Source organism: Pseudoalteromonas 'SMAR', from assembly GCF_048515945.1.
Lineage (GTDB): Bacteria > Pseudomonadota > Gammaproteobacteria > Enterobacterales > Alteromonadaceae > Pseudoalteromonas.
Genome location: NZ_JBLWMW010000004.1, coordinates 46,682 through 70,099 on the forward strand (window position 1 = coordinate 46,682; position 23,418 = coordinate 70,099).

A 23,418-nucleotide genomic window follows, 5' to 3' on the forward strand; every position below is an offset into this window, starting at 1 on the left:
TTAAACAATCCTGCCTTGTTCTACAAGTGTTAATTTTTAGTATCAAGGATATACCCACTTAGCGAGTGCAGCCGCCTTGTGCGGCACACGAAATAAAAAGCAGATAGTTACTCTAAATAGCAGGAGATTCGCCTACACGGCATGTGGAGCTGGTTGCAAGGTTAGAGGAGGTATATTCAAATGAGTTAAGGCAACCCAAGAAATAAGTTTATAATTATCTAGTAGTCAGAAACTTAAACAATAATCTCAGTTCAGTACAGCTCTTTGGCAAATATTGACGCAGCCTTGATAAGGATATCACGCTCTTTTGACACTTCTTCGAGGCGCTGTTTTAATGATTTAACGACCAAGCTACCGTTTAAGCTGTCATCTTGTTTAGCCGCTTTGATCCAAGCATATAACGTGCTTTGGCCTACCTCCAAGTCTTTCGCTACATCAGCTACTCGCTCTCCCTCGGACAGTACTCTTTTTGTCGCCAATAACTTAAATTCACTTGAGTAAGTTTTACTCACTTTCATATTCCCCGATCAAAGCTTAGGATTCCTAAGTATACATGATAGAGTAAAGCTTAGAGAATCTAAGTACCAGCTTTTTATTATGATTTACCTTTGGATTTTATTAACCCCCTCCCAATTCGGCTTAAAGAAGCTAGGACAAGAGCAAATATTTCTCAACGAGATTTGGGAATTAGAATTGGCCTGGAGCCAGGCTCTGCGAGTGGGCGTATGAATCATTACGAAAAAGGCAGGCATACACCTGATCTGCAAACATTAAAACGAATAGCTGAAGAGCTGGGTGTTCCGCTAAACTACTTCTTTTGCGAAAGCGATGAAATGGCCAAGTTTGTTATTTTATTTGAACTGTTAACTGAACAAGAAAAAACTAAGTTACTAAGTGAATTGGAAAACAAACAAAAGACCTCACCAAATTAGTAAGTTCAGCCTTATAAGCCCATCAACCACTAAGTTCGCCTAGGTAATTTTTCAATAACATAACCACTAATTCATATGCCAGATTCTAAACTGCTTCCCAATTGATAAACAGTAACAGTTCCGTTGAACGCCATAAGGCTGCACAATATTCACCTACATGCTATGTTGAGGAGTAAATTATAAATAGAGCATATATACATGGATCGAGCGAAGATGTTTATTGTCAAAATGGTCACCTCATTTTTACAATATGTTTTAGGGCGACTGAGTACTTTACTAAACTCATTTGATGATAATCACAATGAAATGCTACATCTAGCGCCTGTAATTACCACTCCCCCCGAAGACTATAAACATTACTTCAAGCAGCTAGACTACTTTATAACTGATTGCTCTGAAAGCGTAAAAGAAATAGCAATAACAGGCCCATACGGTAGTGGTAAATCGACATTGCTAGGCACATATTTTAAAAGCAGGCCCCATCTAAAAACCAAATTTATCTCCTTAGGAACTTATCTTCCCCCAACAAACGCCGAGGAGAACAAAAGTAGTGAAGGTGACAAAGAAGTAAAAGAGTTAGAACAGGCCATAGCGAGACAGCTTCTATACCAACATTCAGGTCTGGAGAGTCTTGGATCAAAATTTAGCTTTCCAGTTTACCGAAAAAGGGATGAGCTATTATCATACATTCAAGCTATTGTACTTATTTTTTGGGGAGTGCTAGCTGGATATTGCCTTCTATCAGGCAAGGGAGACCTTCTCCAGTGGACCAAAGATGGATTGCTTAGTAATAATGTACCGATATGGAAGATAGGCATATTTAGCTACTTGTTAGCGGTGCCAGTGTGCGTTCTTACTGATGTATTTCGATATTTATCTAAAAATAGGCTGACTAGCGTCAATCCAAAAGGTGGTAGTTTTGATTTTAAGCCGATTGCCCAAGAGAGTATTTCCTTTAGTTTACACCTTGAAGAACTATTAAGGTTCTTTATCGCAACTAAATCCGATATCGTTGTTATAGAAGATCTAGATAGGTTTAATATTCCGCAAGTTTTTGAAAGCTTGAAAGAACTAAATAAAATAGTCAATCAAAGTGCAAGAATAGATAACCCTGTTCGCTTTATTTACGCAGTCCGTGATGATATTTTCCAAGGGTGTGATCGAACCAAGTTCTTCGATGCAATCATTCCACTTATACCCGTAATGTCCCCGTTTAACGCTTACGAAAGATTTAAAGGGCTTTTCCCAGACTCTAGTTTGGCCGAGCAATTAGAGGGAGTTATTAGAAAAGTTTCGGTGGCGGTACCGGACATGAGAGTGCTGAGGAATATTGTCAACGAGTTTTATGCATATAAAACCATTCTTAACGCACAAAACGGTGGAAATAATTATGAACGACTACTGTCCTTCATCGTTTATAAAAACCTATATAGCAACGATTTTGCCAAACTATACACCAACGATATTAGTGCTATCGACCATGCTGTTCAGGTCAAAGAACGAATCCGACAGCAAAGAGCTAAAGAGTTATCCGATCGCTATGACACTTTGCTACAAGAAGATCAAGATGCAGCTAACGAACTACTAAATAATGAACAAGATTATTTTTTGATAGTGCTTGGACGACTGAGCAAAGAACTCAACGTAGATAAAATATTGACTATCTATGGTAGTTCAGTCGAAGAAATTGGGATTGATGACTTAGTAAGTTTGCTGTCGAAAAAATTAAATCACAACCAGGCACAAATAAGGTTTATAAGAGGGTCGAAAACAAACAGCCAATTTGCATTTAGTAAAGACTTTAAAGACCCTCACCTCTCGGCTGATGAGCTAAGGAAAAGGCTTCATAGCATTCGCTCAAAAGACAAGGATAGAACAAAGCAACGTATAAGAGAGATGTATGAGTTAAAAAGTAAGCTATCAGTAACTCGCTCAATCACCTGGTCTTTGTCGGAAGCAATGGAGTGTAACCCTCTGGAAGATTGGGTACCAGAAGGCATGCCTGTATTAAAAATGTTGCTGCGGGATGGCCTTATAGATGAGCACTATGGCCTTTATTTAAATCACGTTTTAGAAGGAAAACTGACAGGTAGGGACTTTGAATTTTTACAAGCACTAAGAGATCGACAAGAGTTTGATCCAATGTATGAGTCAAGTAACTATTCAGAGATCATGTCATTTCTAAGCAACGGTGACGCGTCTTCACCAGCGGCATTTAACTACGGTCTACTCCAATTCCTGTTAAAGTCTGATAGTCATGGGACTTTTCTGGAAAAATTAAAACAATTCCAATTTATCGACCACCCTTCATGTGCAATACGCCTTTATAGGCTTCGGCAAACAATTCCTAACTGGGAAGAAGTTCTTTGGGGTTCAGTAATTTTAGATATTAAAAGTAGTATATCTGAGCTATCATCTCTAGAAGGCTGCGAATTACTGTCTGATTTAACCTGTTATGCTGAAGATGATGACGAAATTTCTTATCTACAAAATTACTTAGGGTCAGAAGCATGTTTACTCGAAGCTCTTTCTCGTCAAAACCACCACCAGAGAATTATCAGTTCTTTTAAAGAGGCAGGTATACTAATAAGCAGCCTTGATGAGGCTCCTCATCTCAGAGAATTGGTTAAAAGTGTTGTTGAAGCAGGCATCGTTGAGTTTACTTCCGACACTCTCACATCGGCATTAAGCGTATATTTAGAAAGGAAAACTGAGTTCCCTGTCTCATTTGAACTGATAACTCAGTTTAAAAGCATCGAGTCTTTTGCCAACAAGTATTTCAGCAAGTTTGTCGAACTAGTAAAACAGGGCTACATCGAGAACGTCCCCAACTCGTTTATTCTAGAAATATTAGGTTCTGACTTAGGTCAGAACCTAATTATTGATGCACTAACTCCCATCAAGTTCCAACTCAAAACATTGGAGGCCGTACCTACGGAGTATTGGGCTGATTTAATTTCTGCCAACAAGATACTAATTAGTTGGACTGTAATTGAGGAGCTACTCAAAATTAAAGAAAAACCAGACACACAAATTGTGGTGTCCGTTTTAGAAGATAAAAATTGCCAACAAATTCTGTTGGCTGAAGATGCTAATTGCAGTCAAGAATGTAAAACTTTGCTTAAGAGTATACTGCTGGAGCATGTAGCTAGTACAAAAGTCTTTGCAAACTACATCCACCATTTGAACATCCATTTTTCAAACGATGAATTACTTGAGCTTAGCCAAAAACATATAATCTCAATGATTGATGTTAGACATATAAAACCATCTCTTGAGTTGTTTAATAATTTTAAGCTCAACGGGCACACTGATGCTGCATATCAATTAGTTAAGCAATCCCCCGAACTAATCGATGAAAACGACTTTGAAATTGATTCAGATGACTTTTCAAATATTTTGCCGTTACTTGATGAACAGTTTAGAGATAAGGTTTTGCTAGGCTGGAAATCTTATTTAGGTAGTTCCACTCCTAAAGAGTATTGGTTTCACCTTTTAAGCCAAAGCATTTTAATTGATAAACCACTTTCTGGGCTTATCAAAAAAGACAATGGACATAACGTTCAAAAACACCTTGATGAGATAGGAGTTCGCAGAACCTTTGAACTGGAGGAAAAACAAATATTATCACTGTTGAAAAATGTGCCTTTAGAGCTTAATGATAAGCTGAACCTCCTGATAGGCCAAGCTAGTTATCATAAGAATCGAATCAAAGTCTTGATTGAAGAGACCATAGGCACAGAGTGGTCACTTAGCAAAAAAGCTTGCGAGTATACACCAGAAGTGTACGCACTACTGCTGGTCTGTTTACAACATAATTTGATATCATCAATGAAAGTCCAAGGTGATGAGATTAAAGTCTATCACTTCAAGAAAAATGGTTATGTATCCAGCTTATAGGACGTGAAGCCGCCCCCTATAAAATCTGGAAAATACGATAGGCGATTTGTTTTTTCGGGAAAAATTGTATGAATCTGCTATTTTTCTGGAAAACACGCATAGCCCTTATAACTAAAGGCTTTACAGAAATCTTCCAGATGCAACGTGTGGCAGTACTTGAATACCATGCGTTAAACAATTGATTCATAGTTACTTATAAATATTTAAAAAGCGCGAGCTTGCAAAGGCCTCGCGCTTTTTTCTTGCCCTCTCCTCCTCGCTGCAAGACTTACTCATCACTGCCAATGGCAGCTCTAAGTTATCCCCGGCATGAACTTATTGGGGAAAAACTCCTTAGCGCTTCTTTTTATATAAAAACATATAAAACAGTCACTTAATAAAAATTTTTGACTATTTCATTGCTCTGGCACTAGGAAATAAAATTAACTTTATAAAAAGATACTTGACTTAAAGATAAATAATAAATACCTTTATATAAAGATTCTTTACTAAAACTTAATTTCATTAACAGGAGAAAAGCAAATGAATAATATTATCCAAGTCGCAGGCATCATTGACCGTGAAGAAGCAGAGCTCGTTTTAGATCTCGGTATCGAGTGGTTGGGCTTTCCACTGCGCTTGCCTTCAGGTAAAGACGATATTTCTGAAAACGATGCAACGAGCATTATTAAAAACTTAAGCGAGCCACAGGCTGGTGTGCTGATAAGTTATATGGTTGATGCTGAAGAGGTTAGTGGTTTTTGCTCAGAGCTGGGTGTAAAAGCCGTGCAATTGCATGGTGATATTAGTGTTGAAGAGCTACAAAAGTTACGCCAACTTCGCCCCGATCTTTATATTCTAAAAAGTTTGGTCGTTAAAGAAGACAATGCTGAGGAGCTGCTACAGCTAGTAGATGAAATGGCCGACTACGTTGATATGTTCATCACCGACACATTTGATCCAAAAACAGGTGCAAAAGGTGCAACTGGGCTCACACATAACTGGGACGTAAGTGCTGAACTAGTGCGTCGCTCACCGAAGCCGTTAATGATGGCTGGGGGCTTAAGCCCAGAAAACGTCGCCGATGCCATCCGTAAGGTTAAACCTGCCGCCATTGATGCTCACACAGGGCTAGAGGGTGCCAACGGCAGAAAAGATAAAGACAAGATCGAAAAATTCATCCGCGAAGCACAACAGGCTTTCGCTGAAATTAATCGCTAATCCAGCCTACAATTCGGTGCCCACCGCGGGCACCTGCCTAAGGAGAGCACTTATGTCTGCAATACCATTGAATCTAGCTTCTAATTCGGAATTTGATACTCGAAACGTTTTCGAGTTGGAGCAAACGGATCGACTAAAATATTTACACACCAAAATCCGTGATAAGACGGCGTCAAAGCGCCAATTTACCTTCTATGCTGACCAAGTTATCCGTTTACTGTTAGAGCAAAGCTTACAGCGCTTAACCTTTAACAATAAGCAGGTTACCACTCCAGTTGGTGCCATTTATCAAGGCAAACAGTTTGCAAAGCCTATTTGTGGGGTATCGGTAGTCCGTGCAGGAGAAAGCATGGAGAACGAGCTGCGTCGGATAGACCTGAATATTCCAATCGGAAAAATTCTTATCCAGCGTGATCCTGAAAGCAAATTACCTAAATTGTATTATGCAAAATTGCCAGAGCATATTGAGCAATACCATGTCTTAGTATTTGAACCTATGCTAGCTACCGGAGGGTCAGCAATTTGTGCCCTAGAAGTATTATGCAATAGTGGTGTCAAGCCTGAGAACATTACCTTTGTCAACTTGCTTTGCTCCCCTGAAGGGCTCGCTAATGTCACCAAACGCTTTCCCGATGTGGTGATCCAAACCTCTTCTATAGAACAATGTTTAAACGAACATGCCTTTATGATCCCAGGGATTGGTGACTTTGGTGATCGCTACTTCGGTACAACCGATTTGGGGGCGGTATGAGTAATAAACAACTTATCTTTTGGCTGCTCATTGCGATGATAGCCCCCACCATATGGGGCAGTACTTATATTGTTACTACCGAGCTTTTACCTGCTGATAAGCCATTGGTCGCTTCGGTATTACGAGCTCTGCCGGCTGGCATTTTATTGACGGTACTGGGTCACACCTTACCGCGGGGAATATGGTGGCTGAGAGTCACAGTATTAGGAATGCTTAACATCGGCGGCTTCTTCTACTGCTTATTTGTTGCCGCGTATTTATTACCCGGAGGGGTGGCTGCTTTAGTGATGTCTTGCCAGCCTATCATCGTTATGCTGCTGGGCGCTTTACTATTAAATGACAAACTGCAAGTTCGCCACTTTGTTGCTTGCTTAGTGGGTGCCATCGGTATTGCGCTGTTAGTTCTTGAGCCAAACATGGTATTACCTACAGCAGGGATTGTTGCTGGCTTAGCTGGTGCAGTATCCATGGCCACTGGCATTGTGTTAACCAAAAAGTGGGGCAAACCCAGTGAAGTCTCGCTGTATACCTTTACCGGCTGGCAGCTGGTGGTTGGGGGTCTTGCTTTAGTACCTATTGCACTCATACAAGAAGGCTTCCCGACCACCCTTACCAGCAATAATATTATTGGTTATACCTATTTGAGCTTGGTTGGCGCTTTACTTGCCTATGTGCTGTGGTTTAAAGCAATAGAGAAATTACCCGTGGTAACCGTTTCTTTTATTTCTTTTGCCAGCCCATTGGCCGCCACCTTGCTGGGTTTCTTTATTCTCGGTGAAGTCCTCACGGCCAGTCAAATCGCAGGGGCACTGGTGATCGTGTTAGCCATTGCTATTTCACAGCAACAGTTATTCAAAAAATCTCCAACGGTTATTGCCCCGACTAAAACTCCACAAAAAGTTTAAAATACAAAAGGATATCGTGATGAAAACATTATTTGACGCAACTCAATATGGCAGTATCAAGGTAAACAATCGTTTTGTCATGGCACCCATGAGCCGTAATCGTGCCACAGAGTCAGGTCTGGCCACCGAGATGATGGCAACCTATTATGGTCAACGAGCCTCGGCTGGATTAATTATTTCAGAAGGGATCCAGCCCTCACAGGTAGGGCAAGGTTACATGAACTCGCCTGGCTTACACACTCGTCAACAAGCAAACAGCTGGCAGCCGGTCACCGATGCGGTACATCAACAAGGTGGCAAGATTGTTGCGCAGATTATGCATTGCGGCCGTATTGGTCACCCAAGCCTATACCCAAGTGCGCATCAATCGGTTGCACCATCAGCTATTACAGCTCAAGGACAAACGTACACTCCTGATGGCCTGCAAGATTTTGCGCCGCCAAGAGCACTCACTTATGATGAGATACAAGACACCATCGCCGACTTTGTGCGCTCCGCGCAACTTGCTATTGCGGCAGGGTTTGATGGTATTGAGATCCACGCAGGAAACGGCTTCTTGTTGCATCAATTTTTAGCCAACAACACCAACCAACGTGACGATGAATATGGCGGTAGTATCGCTAACCGCATTCGCTTCACCGTTGAAGTGGTCAACGCCGTTGCCCAGGCCATTGGTGCAGACAAAGTGGGTGTTCGTATTTCGCCGCACAACCAATTCAATGATATTGCCGAAACCGATACTCTTGAGTTGTACCCTGAATTAATCAAGGCGCTCCCTACTGATTTGGCCTACTTACATATCATGGAAGCGGCCACTCGCAGCACCAGCGCGTTGATCCGTTCATTATGGTCAGGCGCACTGATTATAAATCCGCACAATAGCTGGGAAGATGGCCCTGTTACCCCTGACATTGCCACGGATGTACTGCAGCAAGATTTAGGCGATGGTATCGGCTTTGGTGCTTTGTTTGTGGCCAACCCAGACTTAGTTGAGCGCGCCCACATCGGCGCAAGCTTTAACCCAGTGGATGAAAGTACTTTTTATGGTGGTGGAGCTAAAGGTTATATCGACTACCCCACCCTGGCACAAGCCAAAATGTCCGCTTAACAAAGCGCTACGATTAAAAAAGGGTGCTTAGTCACCCTTTTTTAATGTGCCAAAACCACCATGGCGTTATTGGCTCATTAACAACCACCAGCTCCTCTCTCCCTTAGTGCTCCTGAAACCAAACCAGCTCAAGTTAGCGCACTAATTTGAACTCCATACCTTACCTGCAGCTCAGTATAAGCAACGCTGCCATAGCCTAACCGCGGTCGCTATAGGTTAAAATAGCAATCTTCTTGAAGCGATTTTCAACTCCTTAACCCTTTTTACTGCGCCGGGCCATTATGTTGGTGCGCAACCATGGCGATAAATCAAGCGCGAAGCCCCACTGTTATTATAACTCTGGTGTGTTTGCAAGCAGTCCACTTGCTGGCTACACCGAAGCAAGCACCTAACGCTTGCTATTAACGTGCGACTCACTTAATCCCCTTTGCGTGTTTTATCGATACGGCTACAAACACTTCCCCTAACCATTACTCTATTAACTGCAACTGTTACTTAATGAAGAAAGCTTGAGCCTAGCACGTGTGTTTTTGCTTAGTAGACACAGGCTGATTGAGCGCGACCTGACTTGCTGTATAGGCTTGCTGTCACCTCTACCGAACAGAAATAACCGTTCTGTGATTTGTAGGCTATGTGCGAGGTATGATCAGGTAAGTTTTAGCAGCTAATATACTGCTGAATTGCGCTGAGGCAGTGACCGCTATGAAACGAAAAAAGAGCCTATGAGGCTCTTTGGTCAAGGAGACAGATTACTAACATGTTTAACGAGTTATGCTAACTCCGGGAGTAAAACACGATTGTCTTTTGAGCTCACAATCTTAGCGCGTTTTGTCGCTAGCTTGGCGTAAAAGGCTGGCAGCACAAATAAGGTAAACAATGTACCCACCATCATCCCAGCGACGAGAATAATACCAATACTGTTTCGCGCCTCCGCTCCTGCGCCACTCACCAGCATTAAAGGAAAGTGACCAAGAACCGTTGCTGCAGTGGTCATCAACACTGGACGCAAACGAGTCGCGGCAGCAGAAATAGCCGCCTCCGTACGGCTCATCCCCTGCAACTGGAGATGATTGGCAAATTCCACGATTAAGATGCCATTTTTAGCAATGAGACCAATTAGTGTAATAAGGCCAACTTGTGAGTAAATATTCATGGTGGTGAACTCAAAATAGGATAACGCCAGCGCTCCCATCATCGCCAGTGGCACACTGCCAATTAAGACAACCAGCGGGTCGCGAAAGCTGTTAAATTGCACACTCAGCAACAAATAGACAATCAGCATCGAAAGCGCCATCACCCCAAGTAAGCTGTTGCCTTGTTTGCGGATCTCCCTTGACTCTCCCGCGTAGTCAATCATGTAAGCGGGCGGTAGCACCTCTTGAGCGGCACGCTCCAACGCGGCTAACGCAGACTCTTTGGTCGCCCCAGGGGCTATACCACCAAAAATACGAAACGCATTTTGTTGTCCAAAACTACTCAATTGCCGTGGCACCGTAGTCCAATTTATCTCGGCAATGGCAGATAAGGGCACCATGGCACCGTTTTGGGCTTTAATCTGTAAACTGAGAAGTTTCGATGGATCGGCTTTGACATACCCATCCACCACGGGGATCACTTGATAGGCTTTCCCACGCGCATCAAAACGATTGACGTAATTGTTCGACAACAGAATGCCCAGTTGACGGCTAACATGAGCAAGATCCATCCCCAGATCGGCTATCGTCTCACGCTTGAGCATGATTTCTATCTGCGGCAAATCGATTTTCAGATCCGTATCTGCGTATAAGAACTGACCACTGGCAAAAGCTTTGCCTATGAGTTTATCTGCATAAGGCTTCATCTCTTGGTAGCTGTCGGCCGACTTCACCACCATCTCGACATCGAACTGTCCAGCAGTGGGTAACGGCGGAGGTAAGATTGGCAAAGGATTAATACCTGGAATTTGTGCTAATCGTCCATACACCTCTGGGATCAACGACATGGTGGTATAGTCACGTTGCGAAGCACTGGTAAACTCAACCCCACCAAAGGCACTGTTAGTAAAAATGTTTTGCCACATTTGCGTCGACCCTGGGATCTCCAGCAGGTTGTCAACCACAGCACGCATATTGTCTTCGTTGTAGTTAAGTGATGATTCTGGTGGCGACTGTACCAAAACAAAGATTTGGCTTTGATCCTCTACCGGAGCTAACTCTTTTTTAGAGCCCATAAAAAATGGTACAACCAATAAACTTAACAGCAACGCCGCCAACAAGGTTTGATCGCGCCAGAGCATTGTTTTGCTCAGCACACCTTTATAGCGCTCACGGATCCAATCAAAACCACTATTCACTTGCTTAGTCAACTTGGTCTCTTTACCGCCTTCAGGGGTGACGTAAGCACTCATGATGGGAGATAAGGTGACCGCAACGAAACCAGAAATGCATACAGCGATGGCGAGTGTAAAAGCAAACTCTTTAAATAACACTCCCGTTAGTCCAGAAAGGAAGCCTATTGGAGTGTACACCATGGCCAAGGTTAAGGTCATAGAAATAATAGGCACAAATAGATGCCGAGAACTTTCTAATGCAGCTTGCAGCTTTGATTTTCCTTCACGGATGTAGCGAGACACATTTTCCACCACCACAATGGCATCGTCTACCACCAAGCCTACCGATAACACAATCGCCAACACCGTCAATAAGTTCAAAGAGAACCCCACTAAGTGCATGGCTGCCACAGCACCTAAAATTGAGATGGGGATAGTGATCAAGGGGACCGCAGCACTTCTAAACGATCCCATCATAAATAACACCACCGCCCCCACCAGCACAATGGTCTCGATTAAGGTGATAAAAATTTCATTTAAGGCATCACGCATATAAAGCGTGCCATCATAGGCATAGTTAATACTCAGCCCCTCAGGCATGGTTTGGTTTATTTCTGCAGTGAGGTCATACAGGGCATCTCCTATCGCGATCTCATTGGCCCCCGGCAGTGGCCATACCGAAATATAAACCGTATCTTGCTGATCTAAACGGGCACTCACTGTAGGTTGTTCAGAGCCCAGGCGAACACTGGCAACATCGCGTAAATAGATGGTTTCGTTGTCAGCTTGTCGAATCACTAAACGCTTAAACTCACTTAAATCTTTTAGTTGCGTATTGGTGACCAAATCGATCCGTTGCTTTGACGTTTCAGTAAAGCCTAACGTTGCAATGGTATTGTTGTTTGCCAGCGCGCGATAGACCTCATCAGCGCTCAAGTCAAAGGCATCCAGCTTTGCTGAGTTCAGATCGACGCGCAGTGCCGGCGTTCGACTTCCTTCAATCGCCACACGCTGAACACCCTCAATACCATTTATCACTGGTGTAACCTGACGTGATAAGTAGTCAGTCAGTTGATTTAACGCCACACCATCATTTTCAATATTCAAATAAAATAAGGCATGCGGTCTGTCGGTACGCTCAACAGACACCACGGGATCTTCCGCCGCCTGGGGTAACATATAACTGACTTGCCCTAGCCGAGCGTTGAGTTCCGCTAATGCCTTAGCACTGTCTTCATTGAGTTTTAAGTAAGCCGTGACTTTGCTGCTACCTGACGTGGTTGCCGACTCAACGTAATCAACCCCAGGTACCGTGGCGCTAATACGCTCAATAGGATCGGTGATAAAGCCTTTAACCGTACTAGCCGATGCCCCAACATAGTTGGTGGAGACAACCAGTGAAGAACTCGCAATTTTAGGAAACTGTAGCACGGTTATTTGCCATGCTGACCATAGCCCTGCAATACAGATAATGGCAGATAACACGATCGCTAATACGGGCTTAGTCACAAATTTATCCATAAGGTGGTGCTGGCTGTTCATAATGACACCCCGCGCTGCTGAGTTTCTTCCATGGCCACCGACTCTTGTTGCGGTTGCGCAATAAAGGTTTTCAAGCCATTTCTTAATTTAAACGCACCGGAGCTGGCAATCATGGGGTTACCCTGCAAACCCTTGACGATCATCACTCGGTCTGCGATGCGTTCACCAAGCTCCACCTGTTGACGTTGCGCCCGTAAAACGCCTTGTTCATCTTCTTGCAACAGGTAGACATAGTTACCCAATTGATCTTTTATAATCGCCATTGCAGGCACCGATATTACCTGCTGCACATCGCCTATTGGCAAACGGACTTTGACCAACTGATTGGCATACAGCTCCTCATTTCGTGCAATCCGTGCGCGGTACTTTAGCTGGCGAGTATTAGCAGAAACTTCAGGTTCTACTGAGTTTATGTAGGCTAACTGTTCGCTATTGTCATTGCCTATCAAAGACACTCGGATCGGGGTGTTAATAGCAAGCTCTTCATAGGTTTGCGGCACCGAAAAGTCCACCCACATGTGTTGTTGTAATCCGACCATTTGTGTCAGCTCGGTATTCGCAGCCAAATACTGCCCCACCTGCAAATCATGGATCCCGACATAGGCCGTAAATGGGGCTGTGATCACTTTTTTGTTAATTTTTGCCTGCAATAAGTCAACATCGGCTCGATACTGAGATAGCAAGGTGACGGCCTCTTCAAGTTGCTGCTCACTAAGCTTGCCAAGCTTATTTAATCGCTTAAACCTAGCCACAGTATTGTGCTGTTGCTTAACCCGTGCTTTTGCCGATTTAAGCTGGGCTAGCTCCTCGGTATGATTGATCTCTACTAGCACAGAACCCGCTTCAACCAAGTCACCTGAAGCAAAATGCACTTTAGTGATCTTTCCGGGTACTTCATTGACTAAAGTAAGCGTCTGCGGTGCTTTGAGCACACCACTGATTTCAATATAAGGTTGATGGGCCTCGGTCTTAACCCGCATCGCCTCAACGGTAGCCGCTTGCTCCGATGACGACTGTGCCCGCGCTGCAATGATGCTGCCTTTTAGGGCATAACTCCCAGCAGCCAATGTGGTGACTATCACCACCGTTACAATCCAAGGTAATAATTTCATGTTCTGCTCCTTCATCTTGTGACGATGCAGTGGCGCTTCACTGCATCGATAAAACATAAAGACACTCTATATGAAGTATCTTTATGTAAAGATATATTATAAAAAAATTTTGTCAAACAACGAATTCTTTTTCTTTTCCAGCCGGCTGCTCTAGGCTGCGCACTTTAGTAGCATAAGCAACGGCTAAGTATCCCGCGACCCGAGCAGTGTTAACTAACACCGCAGCATTGGCTGCAGCACTGCGGCCTTGGGTCACTTTATCAATGGCTTTCATAATATATTTAGTCACCGCATTTCCTGCGACTCCTTGAGCTTGAGCCGCCAAAATGGCGCCATTAATCGCTTCATTCACTTCCTCACTTGCTATCGCATCTTCTTCACGCGTGGGTGTGGTGATCACTAGGCTACGACTATTATCCAGCTGCCACTGAGTGGCAATAATATCGGCCATGACACTGGCATCATCGACTCGTTGCGGGGCCTTGAACCCACTTGAGCGACAATAAAAAGCAGGAAAGTCATCATACTGATAAGAGATCACAGGCACATTATGGGTTTCGAGATACTCTAGGGTCAGACCAAGATCCAATATATTTTTTGCCCCAGCACACACCACTGCGACTTTTGAATGCGTGAACTGGATTAAGTCAGAGGAAATATCCATACTTTGTTGTGCTCTTCGGTGAACGCCACCAATTCCAGCGGAGGAGAAAAAGTCTATCCCAGCCATCTCTGCAGCGACTAAAGAGGATGCCACGGTTGTTGCCCCTAGCTGCTTTTGTGCTAATACCACAGGCAAGTCTCTGGTGCTGACCTTGGGAATATTTTCAGTGGTTGCAAACATTTCAATTTCTTGCCGATCCATGCCAATTAAGAATTTGCCATCTGCAATCCCGATGGTCGCAGGAATAGCACCAGACTCGCGAACCGCCGCTTCCACTCGCAGTGCTGTATCGCGGTTTTCGGGATAGTCTAAACCATGGGTTATTACGTTAGATTCTAAAGCTACTACGGCCTTCCCTTTTTTTAATGCCTCACTGACTTCGGGTTTTATAAGCAGCGGTATGGTTGAGCTTGTCATCATTATTATCCTTCATAAGTTGGTAAATAGAGTTAAACATGTACATAAGTTGGTGCTAATGCTTAGCTGCCTGCTGTGAACCTAATCAATCACCACCACAGCACTGGAAACATCACTTAGTCACTCTCTGTATTTAACATCCGGAATTACTGTGTTTATAGCTCCATGATTAAGCGGTTAAGATGTTTTCGAAATGCGCTTGCTCTTGTTGCTGTGCCACAATACCGGCATAAAGCTCTTCGACCCCAGGGTGTTTTAACAACGCATAGTGATCGGCTTGCAGATGTACGGTTTGGGTATCACGCTCACTGTAGCCTGGGGTGCTTTCTAGGAATGAATAGTCGTCGCCTTGGGCTTTAAATATCACCTTAGGGGCCTTGACTTGGCGCTCCAATAACTCGTTAAAGGTGTATTTGAATTCGTATGTCTGCATCACAATCTCGACAATACAGGTGACCATTTCTTTATTCAGCGCGCGGTGGTTAGTACAGACAAAGTCAATAAAACTCTCCTTGTCCTTGGCTACCGCTAAGCATTTATCCAGTACCGGGCCTCGGATCCGCTGAAAGAACACCGAAAATAAAATAGTGACAAATGCCGGTGAGCTAAAACATGGCACGCGTGCGCGGCTATTAAATTGCGGCAACTCCGGAGAGCCCGGTGCAATCAGATATAAACTCTCCACAGTATCGCCTGCGGACTCTAACTGGTGGGCCACTTCAAACGCCACTCGAGCACCAAAGGAGTATCCCCACAGCGTGTATGGACCTTCGGGTTGTACTTCTTTGAGTAGCTTAATGTCTGCTCGAGCCATTTCACTAATGGTTTGATAAGGGACTTCATTGGCATTAATTCCATGAGCTTGAACACCAATGAATTGACCCTGCTCCGCTGACTTTTCAGCTAAAGACTTGAGACTCATAGGGTATCCGCCTAATCCAGGCCAACAGAATATTTTAGCTGACTCAGCACTGTCATTCAGTGTAATTAAACGTGTTCCAGAATCGCGATCACATTGTTGAATATGCGCCGCGAGGTCTTCCACCGTTGGGGCTTGAAATAAGGTTTGCATGGGTAGCGCAAGGTTCAAGGCTTTATTGATATGGTTGAGCATAGTCACCGCGGTCAGTGAGTTGCCTCCGCCTTCAAAAAAGTTATCTTTCACAGACACCTTGTCCCACTTAAGCGCTTGTTTCCAGATTTCGGCCAGTTGTTCCTCAAGGGCCGTTCGCGGCTCAATATAGGGCACATTGCTGCCTAACTGAGCGAGTTTGTCGGATGTTTTTAAGGCAATATAATCGACTTTACCATTTGCCGTTTGAGGAAAAGCATCAAAGGCAACGATCTGATTTGGCACCATGTATGTGGGTAGCCGGCTTTGTAAGTCATCTTTGAGAACTTCAACCGGTCCACGCATATGGATCGAATCTTCTTTCATTCCCTCACTTTGCATTTGCTCATCGGAAACCTTACCACCAACACAAAAGTAAAATGGCTTCATGGCGCTTCCTTGCTCAGCCAAAATACCGCGCATACGCTCCGCCGAAGGTAAATCATTACCACTTTTTGAGCTATAGCCTGAGGACATCAGCCCAATATTCAGTGAGTTCATTTGTAGCTGCTGCAAGCGGCGACCAAGGTCAACATAATGGCGCCAGCTCTGATCACTGTGGTTTAGTAACGAGATACCGAAACTCGCACGCTCGTATACCTGCTGATTAATAGCAATCACGCTTTTCTTATCGATTACCTGCTCAGAAAAAGGCTGCAATTGACCTTCGCGAAAACGGTACTGCCCTCGTGATAGCCCAGCAACCTTATGTACCTGGACTATGGTTTCGACACTGGTAAGTGGCACAGCATTATGGCCACTGGTGACTTCAAAAGAACCCAGGTATTGATCATCGTCATTCAAGGTGAGAGATTGTTGTAGTTCAGCTTGATATTGCCCTGCACCGAGCGCTAATCCGAATTGAGGTAATACGTGGTCAAATAGCCCCAGCATATGCCCCATTTCCATTTCTAACACTTCCAGAATATTATTTTTATACACCGGCTCAATGGCTTGTTGCTTGCCGACAAAATGCACCTGAAAATTCGCCGCGGCTCGCTCAGCTAATGGCTGAACTAGGTACAGAGCGTGATGCTCTGGATGGTAGTAATAAATCCCCGCTTCAAGATCGAATAATTGATGAATTTCTACGAATAACTGTGTCGCATATAAAGCGCCTGGTGAAGCATAACCATACTTCGGCAGCAGTCTTTGCTCGCTTTTGAACTGACCGAAGTAACGCAGCAATTGACCAAACTGACCATAAGTAAAGTTTTCTAGTGGTTGCGCTGAACTGCCTGCCTTGGCTGCTGTTAACAAGGCCACAATATCTTGTTCTGTGAGCTCTCCCCCCTCAAAAAAGCGGTAGGTTTTGCGCGCAAAAACCGTACGCTGCTGCCCCAAACTGGGCTTTTTATTTGGTAAATCGATAACCGGGCTAGACTGCAGCGCCTGTGGTGCGCGAAAACCGGCATTGGATAATTGTGCTTTGACTTGGAGTTTACTCTTCTTTGATTGATGGTGTTCGCCGTGGTTACCTTGATCCATCACCGCGGCTTCTCGTTTATTGAGTTCAATACAGGCAATGAGATTTTCAAAGCCAGTGCGTTGATCGTTTTTTATCACCACGGCGGCATTTTTAACCCAATCATGCTTTTCTATAGCAAGCTTAATTTCATCCAGCTCAACCCGGTAACCCCGCAGCTTAACCTGGTTATCAGCACGACCAAGAAAGTGTATGTTGCCATCAATATCCGATTTCACTAGATCACCGCTACGGTACAGTACGCTATGTTCGGGGTCATCTGATAACGGGTTGCTAATAAAGCGCTCTTTAGTGGTTTGTTCGCGGTTATAGTAACCACGTGCAACTTGCACCCCACTGATAAATAACTCTCCAGACTGCCCTTGCGCAACCGGCTTTAGTTGTTCATCTAAAACGTAATAACGTGTATTTTCAACCGGCTTACCAATGGTGATTGCTTCGCTATCTTGTGCCAACATTCTACTCGTCACATCCACCGCGGAGGAGTTAATCGTACACTCAGTGGGACCATACAGGTTAGTCAGCTGCTTATCAGGTAACTCTGTGAAAAACTGCTTTGCAAGTTGTTTAGTGAGCGTTTCCCCGCCACTAAACACTCGCTTTAATGCACTACATAGCTGAATACCTGGAGCATCGAGTAATGCTTGCAATAAGGTAGGAACACACTGTAAGACACTTACTTCATATTCAATCATAGTGTCTATCAGCGCCAGTGGATCACGATACATGCCGACATCACACGTTACTACACAAGCGCCCATGGCATTGGCGAGGATCTCCCATTGTGCCGCATCAAAACTAAATGGTGTTTTTTGCACAATGCGTGTATTGCAATCAAACTCATACTCTCGACCCAACCAGAGCAGCTGATTTACCACACTGCGATGCTCAATCATCACCCCTTTCGGTGCCCCGGTACTGCCCGAAGTGTAAATCATGTAAGCAAGATTCTTTGCACTTGCTTGCGCTTGATAAGGTTCACGCAATACCAGATCAGCAAAACTCATCACCGTAACATCTGCATCAACCATCTTGAGCAACTTAGCTTTAAGGTGTTCTTGGGTTAGGATAAAGCGTGTATTTGAGTCCTTAATCATATACTGAATGCGCTTTTCTGGATATTCAGGAGACAGGGGCAAATAACCACAACCACCGTATAAAGCTCCCCACACACCCGTGATTAATTCTGAAGATGGGTCGACAAATAAACCAATATATTCATCTGGCTTAGCCCCCGCTCGTTTTAAAGCAGCCGCAATCTGTTGGGCTTGTTGTGCTAGCTGCTTAAACGTCATACTGCCGTGCATACCAACAATGGCTTGAGCGTTGGGCTGAGCTGATACCTGATATTGTAATAGGTCAATGAGGGTGTCGATCTCAGTTCCCTTGCTCCCTGGTTTTTCCACAATTGACTGCTCTAGTGCATTCATTGGGTTCCGTAAGTTCATCTTCCTGCTCCTGTAATATCTTGTTATTAAATCAAAATTCCTAATTCTCTGTGCTCACTTGTTGAAATACTCGAATACCAATAACTAGCTGGTTATGAGACTAGTAGGTAAATTAAATGCAACAAGCTTTACAAAAAGATAACCTAAACAATCTCAATGTCAACCATCTTTATATAAAGATAGTTGATTCAATGATTCTTGCTTTAGAGTTTTTTTTCGAGTATCTTAGGTTGAACGAATCAATAAAGAAGTAGTTGTTATGCAGAAAAATGATTTGGTAGATACCGTAATAGCGCAGTGGCACCAGGAAAGGCCGGATCTTGATCCCTCACCCATGGCAGTAATGGGACGGTTAGTGCGTACTGATGCCCTATTTAGTAAAGAACTTCATAAAGTTTTTACCCAGTTTGGACTCAATGGTGGTGAATTTGACGTGTTAGCAACCCTACGTCGCTCGGGTAAACCGTATACGCTAACCCCCAATCAGTTATTACAAAGCTTAATGCTCACCTCTGGTTCTATGACCAACCGGATTGATAAGCTAGAAAATAAAGGCCTAGTAAAACGTAGCCCAGATCCTAACGATCGCCGTGGCGTAATGGTTTCGTTATCAGCTGAGGGGTTAGAGCTCATTGATGAAGTCGTGGCAGCTCACGTGCAAAAGGGTCATGAATTACTTTCGCCATTCAGCGACGAAGAAAAAGACCAACTTGCGCAATTACTAAAAAAGTTACTAGTCAGTCTAAACCACTAAGCTGAATGCAGGGCGCGACGGTTTAACCCTTTAAACTCACGCCCTAGATAACCCTCTGTGTAATAATGATTAGCGTGTGTTAGCATGCATTTGCCCGAGCTCGAGAAAAGAGGTGCTCTGCTTGCGCCGTTGATAGGTTAATTAAAAAGGTATTACGGATCAGCTCCAATAACTGCTGCGGCGAAGTAATTATGGTTTGTGAGCGTAACTGACTGCGCTCATCTAACTCACTAAACTGCAAATTTCGGATAGTATATCGTTTACCATTAGCCACACGTGACAAAATCAGATTCTTAACGAAGTTGGACTCTGGATGCTGGTGACTATAAAAATGCGCAATATCACAATCCATTTCGTTCACTTGGCTCAACTCTGCACTATATAAACTGACGCTTTCGGGATGCAATACATCAATCCTGAGAGAATGATTATCACGGGTTATTTTATAACGGTAGTGCCCAGCTTCGACGACCCCTGACTTTGATACTGGCAATGGCCGTTGTGGCGACTTCGAACCAAACCCGACATCACACAAATAACTCTCGCCTGCTAAATGGACCAAGGTTAGTCGGTGGGTTCTACCATTATCTTCACGGCCATTTAGCAGTACCCTTGCTAATAACGGCGTAACTTCATAGCCAAGCTGATGTAACGCTAAATAAGCTAGTTTATTGAGTTCAAAGCAGTAGCCACCTTGCTGTTTTAGCACCACGCGTTCTAACAGTGCGGCTTCATCTAAAGGCAAAATTTCCGCTTTCAACGCATTTATACTGGAAAAACTATACTGTGCCAGGTGCTTTTCCTGAAATTCGTGTAACTGCTCAGCTGAAGGGACGGTGTGGGTTAATTGTAACGACTCGATATAGTTTTGCAGTGTCATCATAATATTCCTTTTGTTGATCCTGACTTCAGGTTATTACCTCAACATAGGTTGAGGTAAAGAAAATATTTGATAAATTTTCCTTGGGTTGCATTGCAGACGACTGCAACTGACCGCAATCAGCTTCACTGCACCTTGTATATCAGAGTCCAAATTTTAGTCGTAGCATTGATACCATTCGGCTTATGACTTGGGTAATTTGAAGGATTTCATCTGATGCTCGCTGCGCTAAACTTGTCTTACCTAAAGCTAGACCACTTAATTAACGCCAAAGTAGTAAAAGGTTATGCAGCTTTATTTTGTCCTATGCAATTTGGTCATCACCATACAGTAACCGAAAAGTGTTGGCAAAATCCCGCTTTGCTTTATAACCACAAGACATAAAAAGACCTTATAGCAACGGGTAAAGTAACAGAAAAAGCCAGCACGTTTGGCTGGCTTAGGTGAACGGTGATGGGCATATCACCTAGTAGGAATGGTTTGACTATTGTGATAGTTCAAGCAGTGCCTGTTCGATCACCTCTGGATGGGTAAATGGGATAAGGTGCTCGGTGGAGCTCAGTGATATATACTGACCACCACTTGCAGCCGCCACCTCCTGTGACCATTTTCGGCCTTCGCTTTGCCACTTTAGTAACTTCGCTTTAACTGCTTCATCGTCTGCCTGGGCAATATCTTCACTTTCAAAGTCACTATCGATAATACTGATTGGGATACTGCCATCAGGCTGCCAATCTTTGATTAACTCTAAATCATCATGATAGTTCATCACCTCATGGACTCGAGTGAGCTGGGCAGCAATGTTGTGGCGGGTTTGCATGATCAAATTGAAGTAGTCCCAATCCATGTATTGCGCATAATCATTGTTGGCCATTAGCGCCTCAACATGGGCTTTTTCCGCGGCAGTTTTGCCAACCATTTTCTCCTGCCAATTGTCAGCGGTGACATGGTCGACCAATTCTTGAGCGTGGTTACGGTATAAATCAGCAGGGAGGGCTGGGTGAGGCGCATTAGGATAAGGCAATAAGCTATCAGGATTTAGCCATAACAAACTAGCAACTTGCTGCTTAAATTCACTTGAGCGCTGCATTGCTATAAGCGGAACCGAGTTATTATTAGCAAAGCTCAATAAATGCACGTCATTGAGCCCTAATTTTTTAAATAATGTTGGTAAGTCGGCCGCAAATTGTGCCATGGACGGCGTCGCAGCTTTACTGCTAAGCCCTTGCCCTAACCGGTCTATGACTACGACATTAAATTTTGTTTCTAAGTAAGGCTGCAATAAGGCAAACCAAGCACTATCACCATAAAAGTGCCTATTAGCACCTGATAGCATCACTACGGTTGGCTTATCAGGCTGCTTCATAGTTTGCCTCACATGATAGTAATGGCCACTTAATTCATAAAGATCTGAGCCCGCAGGTAATGGCTGACCACTGCTAGATTCAAAAAACGCCAAAATTGACTGCGTGGTTTTAACTGGAGTTAAATTCCAAGTATGAGATGCTTGTGCAACACTGATAAGCTCAGTTTTAACCGCATCACTTGGATAATATCGTAGCGTCACACCTTCCCTGATAGCTTCTTCAGTGTATTGGGGTTGCTGGGTATTCAGCTTAGCCACAACATCGATTGCTTGTGGCGATGACAACAAAGCAAAATTTCCGCTATTTATACCATAATACGGCAATACATCGTCTTTCATACCATGCATTATGCGGTAGTTGGTTGGTGTAGTAAGATTACAAGCCGATCCTAGCTGAAAAGACATTGGGGCTGCCACTGTCACTATGCCTTGGAAAACGTCTGAACGGTTACAAAGCAAATTCTGTACAAATAGCCCACCTTGAGAAAAGCCTGTGGCATATATTTCACCGTCAATAATGTCGTATTGACTTTTCAGCTTCAGGATTAAGTCATCCACAAACCCCAGATCATCAACACCAAGACGGTGGGCCTTATTGCAACCACAACCCTCGTTCCACTCTTCATATTTTGAATTGGGGTAGACCACTAAGTAGTCATCATTTTGCTCATGTAGCTGGGTCATCCGAGCCATGCCGTAGCCAGTACCACCTGAACCATGAAACGCCAGTAGTAACTTATAGGCTTTATTATCAGGCTCAGCCTGCGATGCGGCGATATAATAAGATCGATCATTCAAAGCAAACTGTTGCATGCCAGCAATAATCTGATCTGTATCGTTAACTTTTTCATTTTCACGACGTTGTTCATTACCGCCATTGCAAGCACTGAGAAAAACGAAAGCGCAAAGGCTAATAGCAGTGATTGTCTTATTGTTATTTTTCATTGTTATAGTCCCTATAAAATGGTTTTAGTGTGCCTTAAATATACAATAGAAAAGCACCATAGCTTCATGAGAAGTGATTGTTAGAGGTTCCTTACCAAGTAAGTATAATAAATAAACTTACACAGCATAAAAGCCATACAAAAATAATTAGATCACTAAGTTTGATAGCAAAAGCACTATATTAGTTAATGAATCACCATTAACCAGACTGGAGCCTCTGTCATTTGCTGTATTTTGCTACTGTAGCAAGCCGTGACACTCAGCAACATAGCAATAATCAAGTTAAGGTACTACACAATTTAACGGTAGTGATTGAGAGTTGGACTGAACTGGGTACGAATATTAGAGAAGCTTTATCAAGCTAGGTACAACGGAAGAGCTTATGACCCCTAAACTTATCCCTTATGTGGTCCACAAAGGTGGTACTAGGAGTGAAGTTAGCCATAACAGCAAACACTCTAGTCATTGTGGTCATTTGATATCATTAAAAAACCAAGACAATAATCTAGGCGATTATGAAAACTCGCTGCTGTTGCTGCTAATAACAAAAAACCCAGCCTAAGCTGGGTTTTTAGTATTCTGTAAAAGC

General features: G+C 43.6%; 14 protein-coding genes. 7 read left to right on the plus strand and 7 right to left on the minus strand.

Features of this window, described 5'->3' with window-relative positions:
- Positions 1-251: 251 nt before the first annotated feature.
- On the minus strand, positions 252-512 hold the full coding sequence (locus ACNKW2_RS02965; protein WP_419147223.1) for a transposase: 261 nt from the start codon (positions 510-512) through the stop codon (positions 252-254).
- A gap of 96 nt (positions 513-608) precedes the next feature.
- Here ACNKW2_RS02965 and ACNKW2_RS02970 point away from each other — a divergent pair, with 96 nt between their 5' ends.
- The 6 genes from ACNKW2_RS02970 (at position 609) to ACNKW2_RS02995 (ending at position 8,796) form a co-directional block, all read left to right on the plus strand.
- On the plus strand, positions 609-932 hold the full coding sequence (locus tag ACNKW2_RS02970) for a helix-turn-helix domain-containing protein (RefSeq protein WP_281547215.1): 324 nt from the start codon (positions 609-611) through the stop codon (positions 930-932).
- A gap of 198 nt (positions 933-1,130) precedes the next feature.
- Positions 1,131-4,832, plus strand: coding sequence for a YobI family P-loop NTPase (locus ACNKW2_RS02975; RefSeq protein ID WP_419147224.1), 3,702 nt, complete (start codon positions 1,131-1,133; stop codon positions 4,830-4,832).
- A gap of 522 nt (positions 4,833-5,354) precedes the next feature.
- Positions 5,355-6,032 (plus strand): phosphoribosylanthranilate isomerase, encoded by a 678-nt coding sequence (locus ACNKW2_RS02980; RefSeq protein ID WP_419147225.1) that lies wholly within the window; start codon positions 5,355-5,357, stop codon positions 6,030-6,032.
- A 52-nt stretch (positions 6,033-6,084) separates the two neighbouring features.
- Positions 6,085-6,783 carry a uracil phosphoribosyltransferase gene (gene upp / locus ACNKW2_RS02985; protein ID WP_419147226.1) on the plus strand — a complete coding sequence of 233 codons (699 nt, stop codon included), beginning with the start codon at positions 6,085-6,087 and terminating at the stop codon, positions 6,781-6,783.
- Entirely contained in the window at positions 6,780-7,688 is a 909-nt protein-coding gene (locus ACNKW2_RS02990) for an EamA family transporter (protein ID WP_419147227.1), read from the plus strand. Before upp ends, ACNKW2_RS02990 begins: the two co-directional genes overlap by 4 nt.
- Positions 7,689-7,707: 19 nt before the next feature.
- A complete protein-coding gene (locus tag ACNKW2_RS02995; RefSeq protein ID WP_419147228.1) occupies positions 7,708-8,796 on the plus strand; it encodes an alkene reductase in 1,089 nt (362 codons plus the stop codon).
- Between the two features lie 769 nt (positions 8,797-9,565).
- Here ACNKW2_RS02995 and ACNKW2_RS03000 read toward each other — a convergent pair.
- The 4 genes from ACNKW2_RS03000 to ACNKW2_RS03015 all read right to left on the minus strand — a co-directional run bounded on the left by ACNKW2_RS03000 (position 9,566) and on the right by ACNKW2_RS03015 (position 18,884).
- A complete protein-coding gene (locus ACNKW2_RS03000; RefSeq protein WP_419147229.1) occupies positions 9,566-12,646 on the minus strand; it encodes an efflux RND transporter permease subunit in 3,081 nt (1,026 codons plus the stop codon).
- Positions 12,643-13,758: an efflux RND transporter periplasmic adaptor subunit gene (locus tag ACNKW2_RS03005; RefSeq protein WP_419147230.1), complete on the minus strand. Its 1,116-nt coding sequence runs from the start codon at positions 13,756-13,758 to the stop codon at positions 12,643-12,645. The genes ACNKW2_RS03000 and ACNKW2_RS03005 overlap by 4 nt, the downstream gene beginning before the upstream one ends.
- Before the next feature lie 112 nt (positions 13,759-13,870).
- On the minus strand, positions 13,871-14,842 hold the full coding sequence (locus tag ACNKW2_RS03010) for a pseudouridine-5'-phosphate glycosidase (protein ID WP_419147231.1): 972 nt from the start codon (positions 14,840-14,842) through the stop codon (positions 13,871-13,873).
- A 166-nt stretch (positions 14,843-15,008) separates the two neighbouring features.
- Positions 15,009-18,884: an amino acid adenylation domain-containing protein gene (locus ACNKW2_RS03015; RefSeq protein ID WP_419147232.1), complete on the minus strand. Its 3,876-nt coding sequence runs from the start codon at positions 18,882-18,884 to the stop codon at positions 15,009-15,011.
- A gap of 259 nt (positions 18,885-19,143) precedes the next feature.
- Here ACNKW2_RS03015 and ACNKW2_RS03020 point away from each other — a divergent pair, with 259 nt between their 5' ends.
- Positions 19,144-19,638: a MarR family winged helix-turn-helix transcriptional regulator gene (locus tag ACNKW2_RS03020; RefSeq protein WP_336567630.1), complete on the plus strand. Its 495-nt coding sequence runs from the start codon at positions 19,144-19,146 to the stop codon at positions 19,636-19,638.
- Positions 19,639-19,717: 79 nt separating this feature from the next.
- On the opposite strand, the gene ACNKW2_RS03025 is transcribed toward ACNKW2_RS03020, so the two are convergent.
- Together ACNKW2_RS03025 and ACNKW2_RS03030 are read right to left on the minus strand one after the other, a co-directional pair.
- Positions 19,718-20,521: an arylamine N-acetyltransferase family protein gene (locus tag ACNKW2_RS03025; protein WP_419147233.1), complete on the minus strand. Its 804-nt coding sequence runs from the start codon at positions 20,519-20,521 to the stop codon at positions 19,718-19,720.
- 481 nt (positions 20,522-21,002) lie between these two features.
- Positions 21,003-22,829: an alpha/beta hydrolase gene (locus tag ACNKW2_RS03030; protein WP_419147234.1), complete on the minus strand. Its 1,827-nt coding sequence runs from the start codon at positions 22,827-22,829 to the stop codon at positions 21,003-21,005.
- Positions 22,830-23,418: the final 589 nt, after the last annotated feature.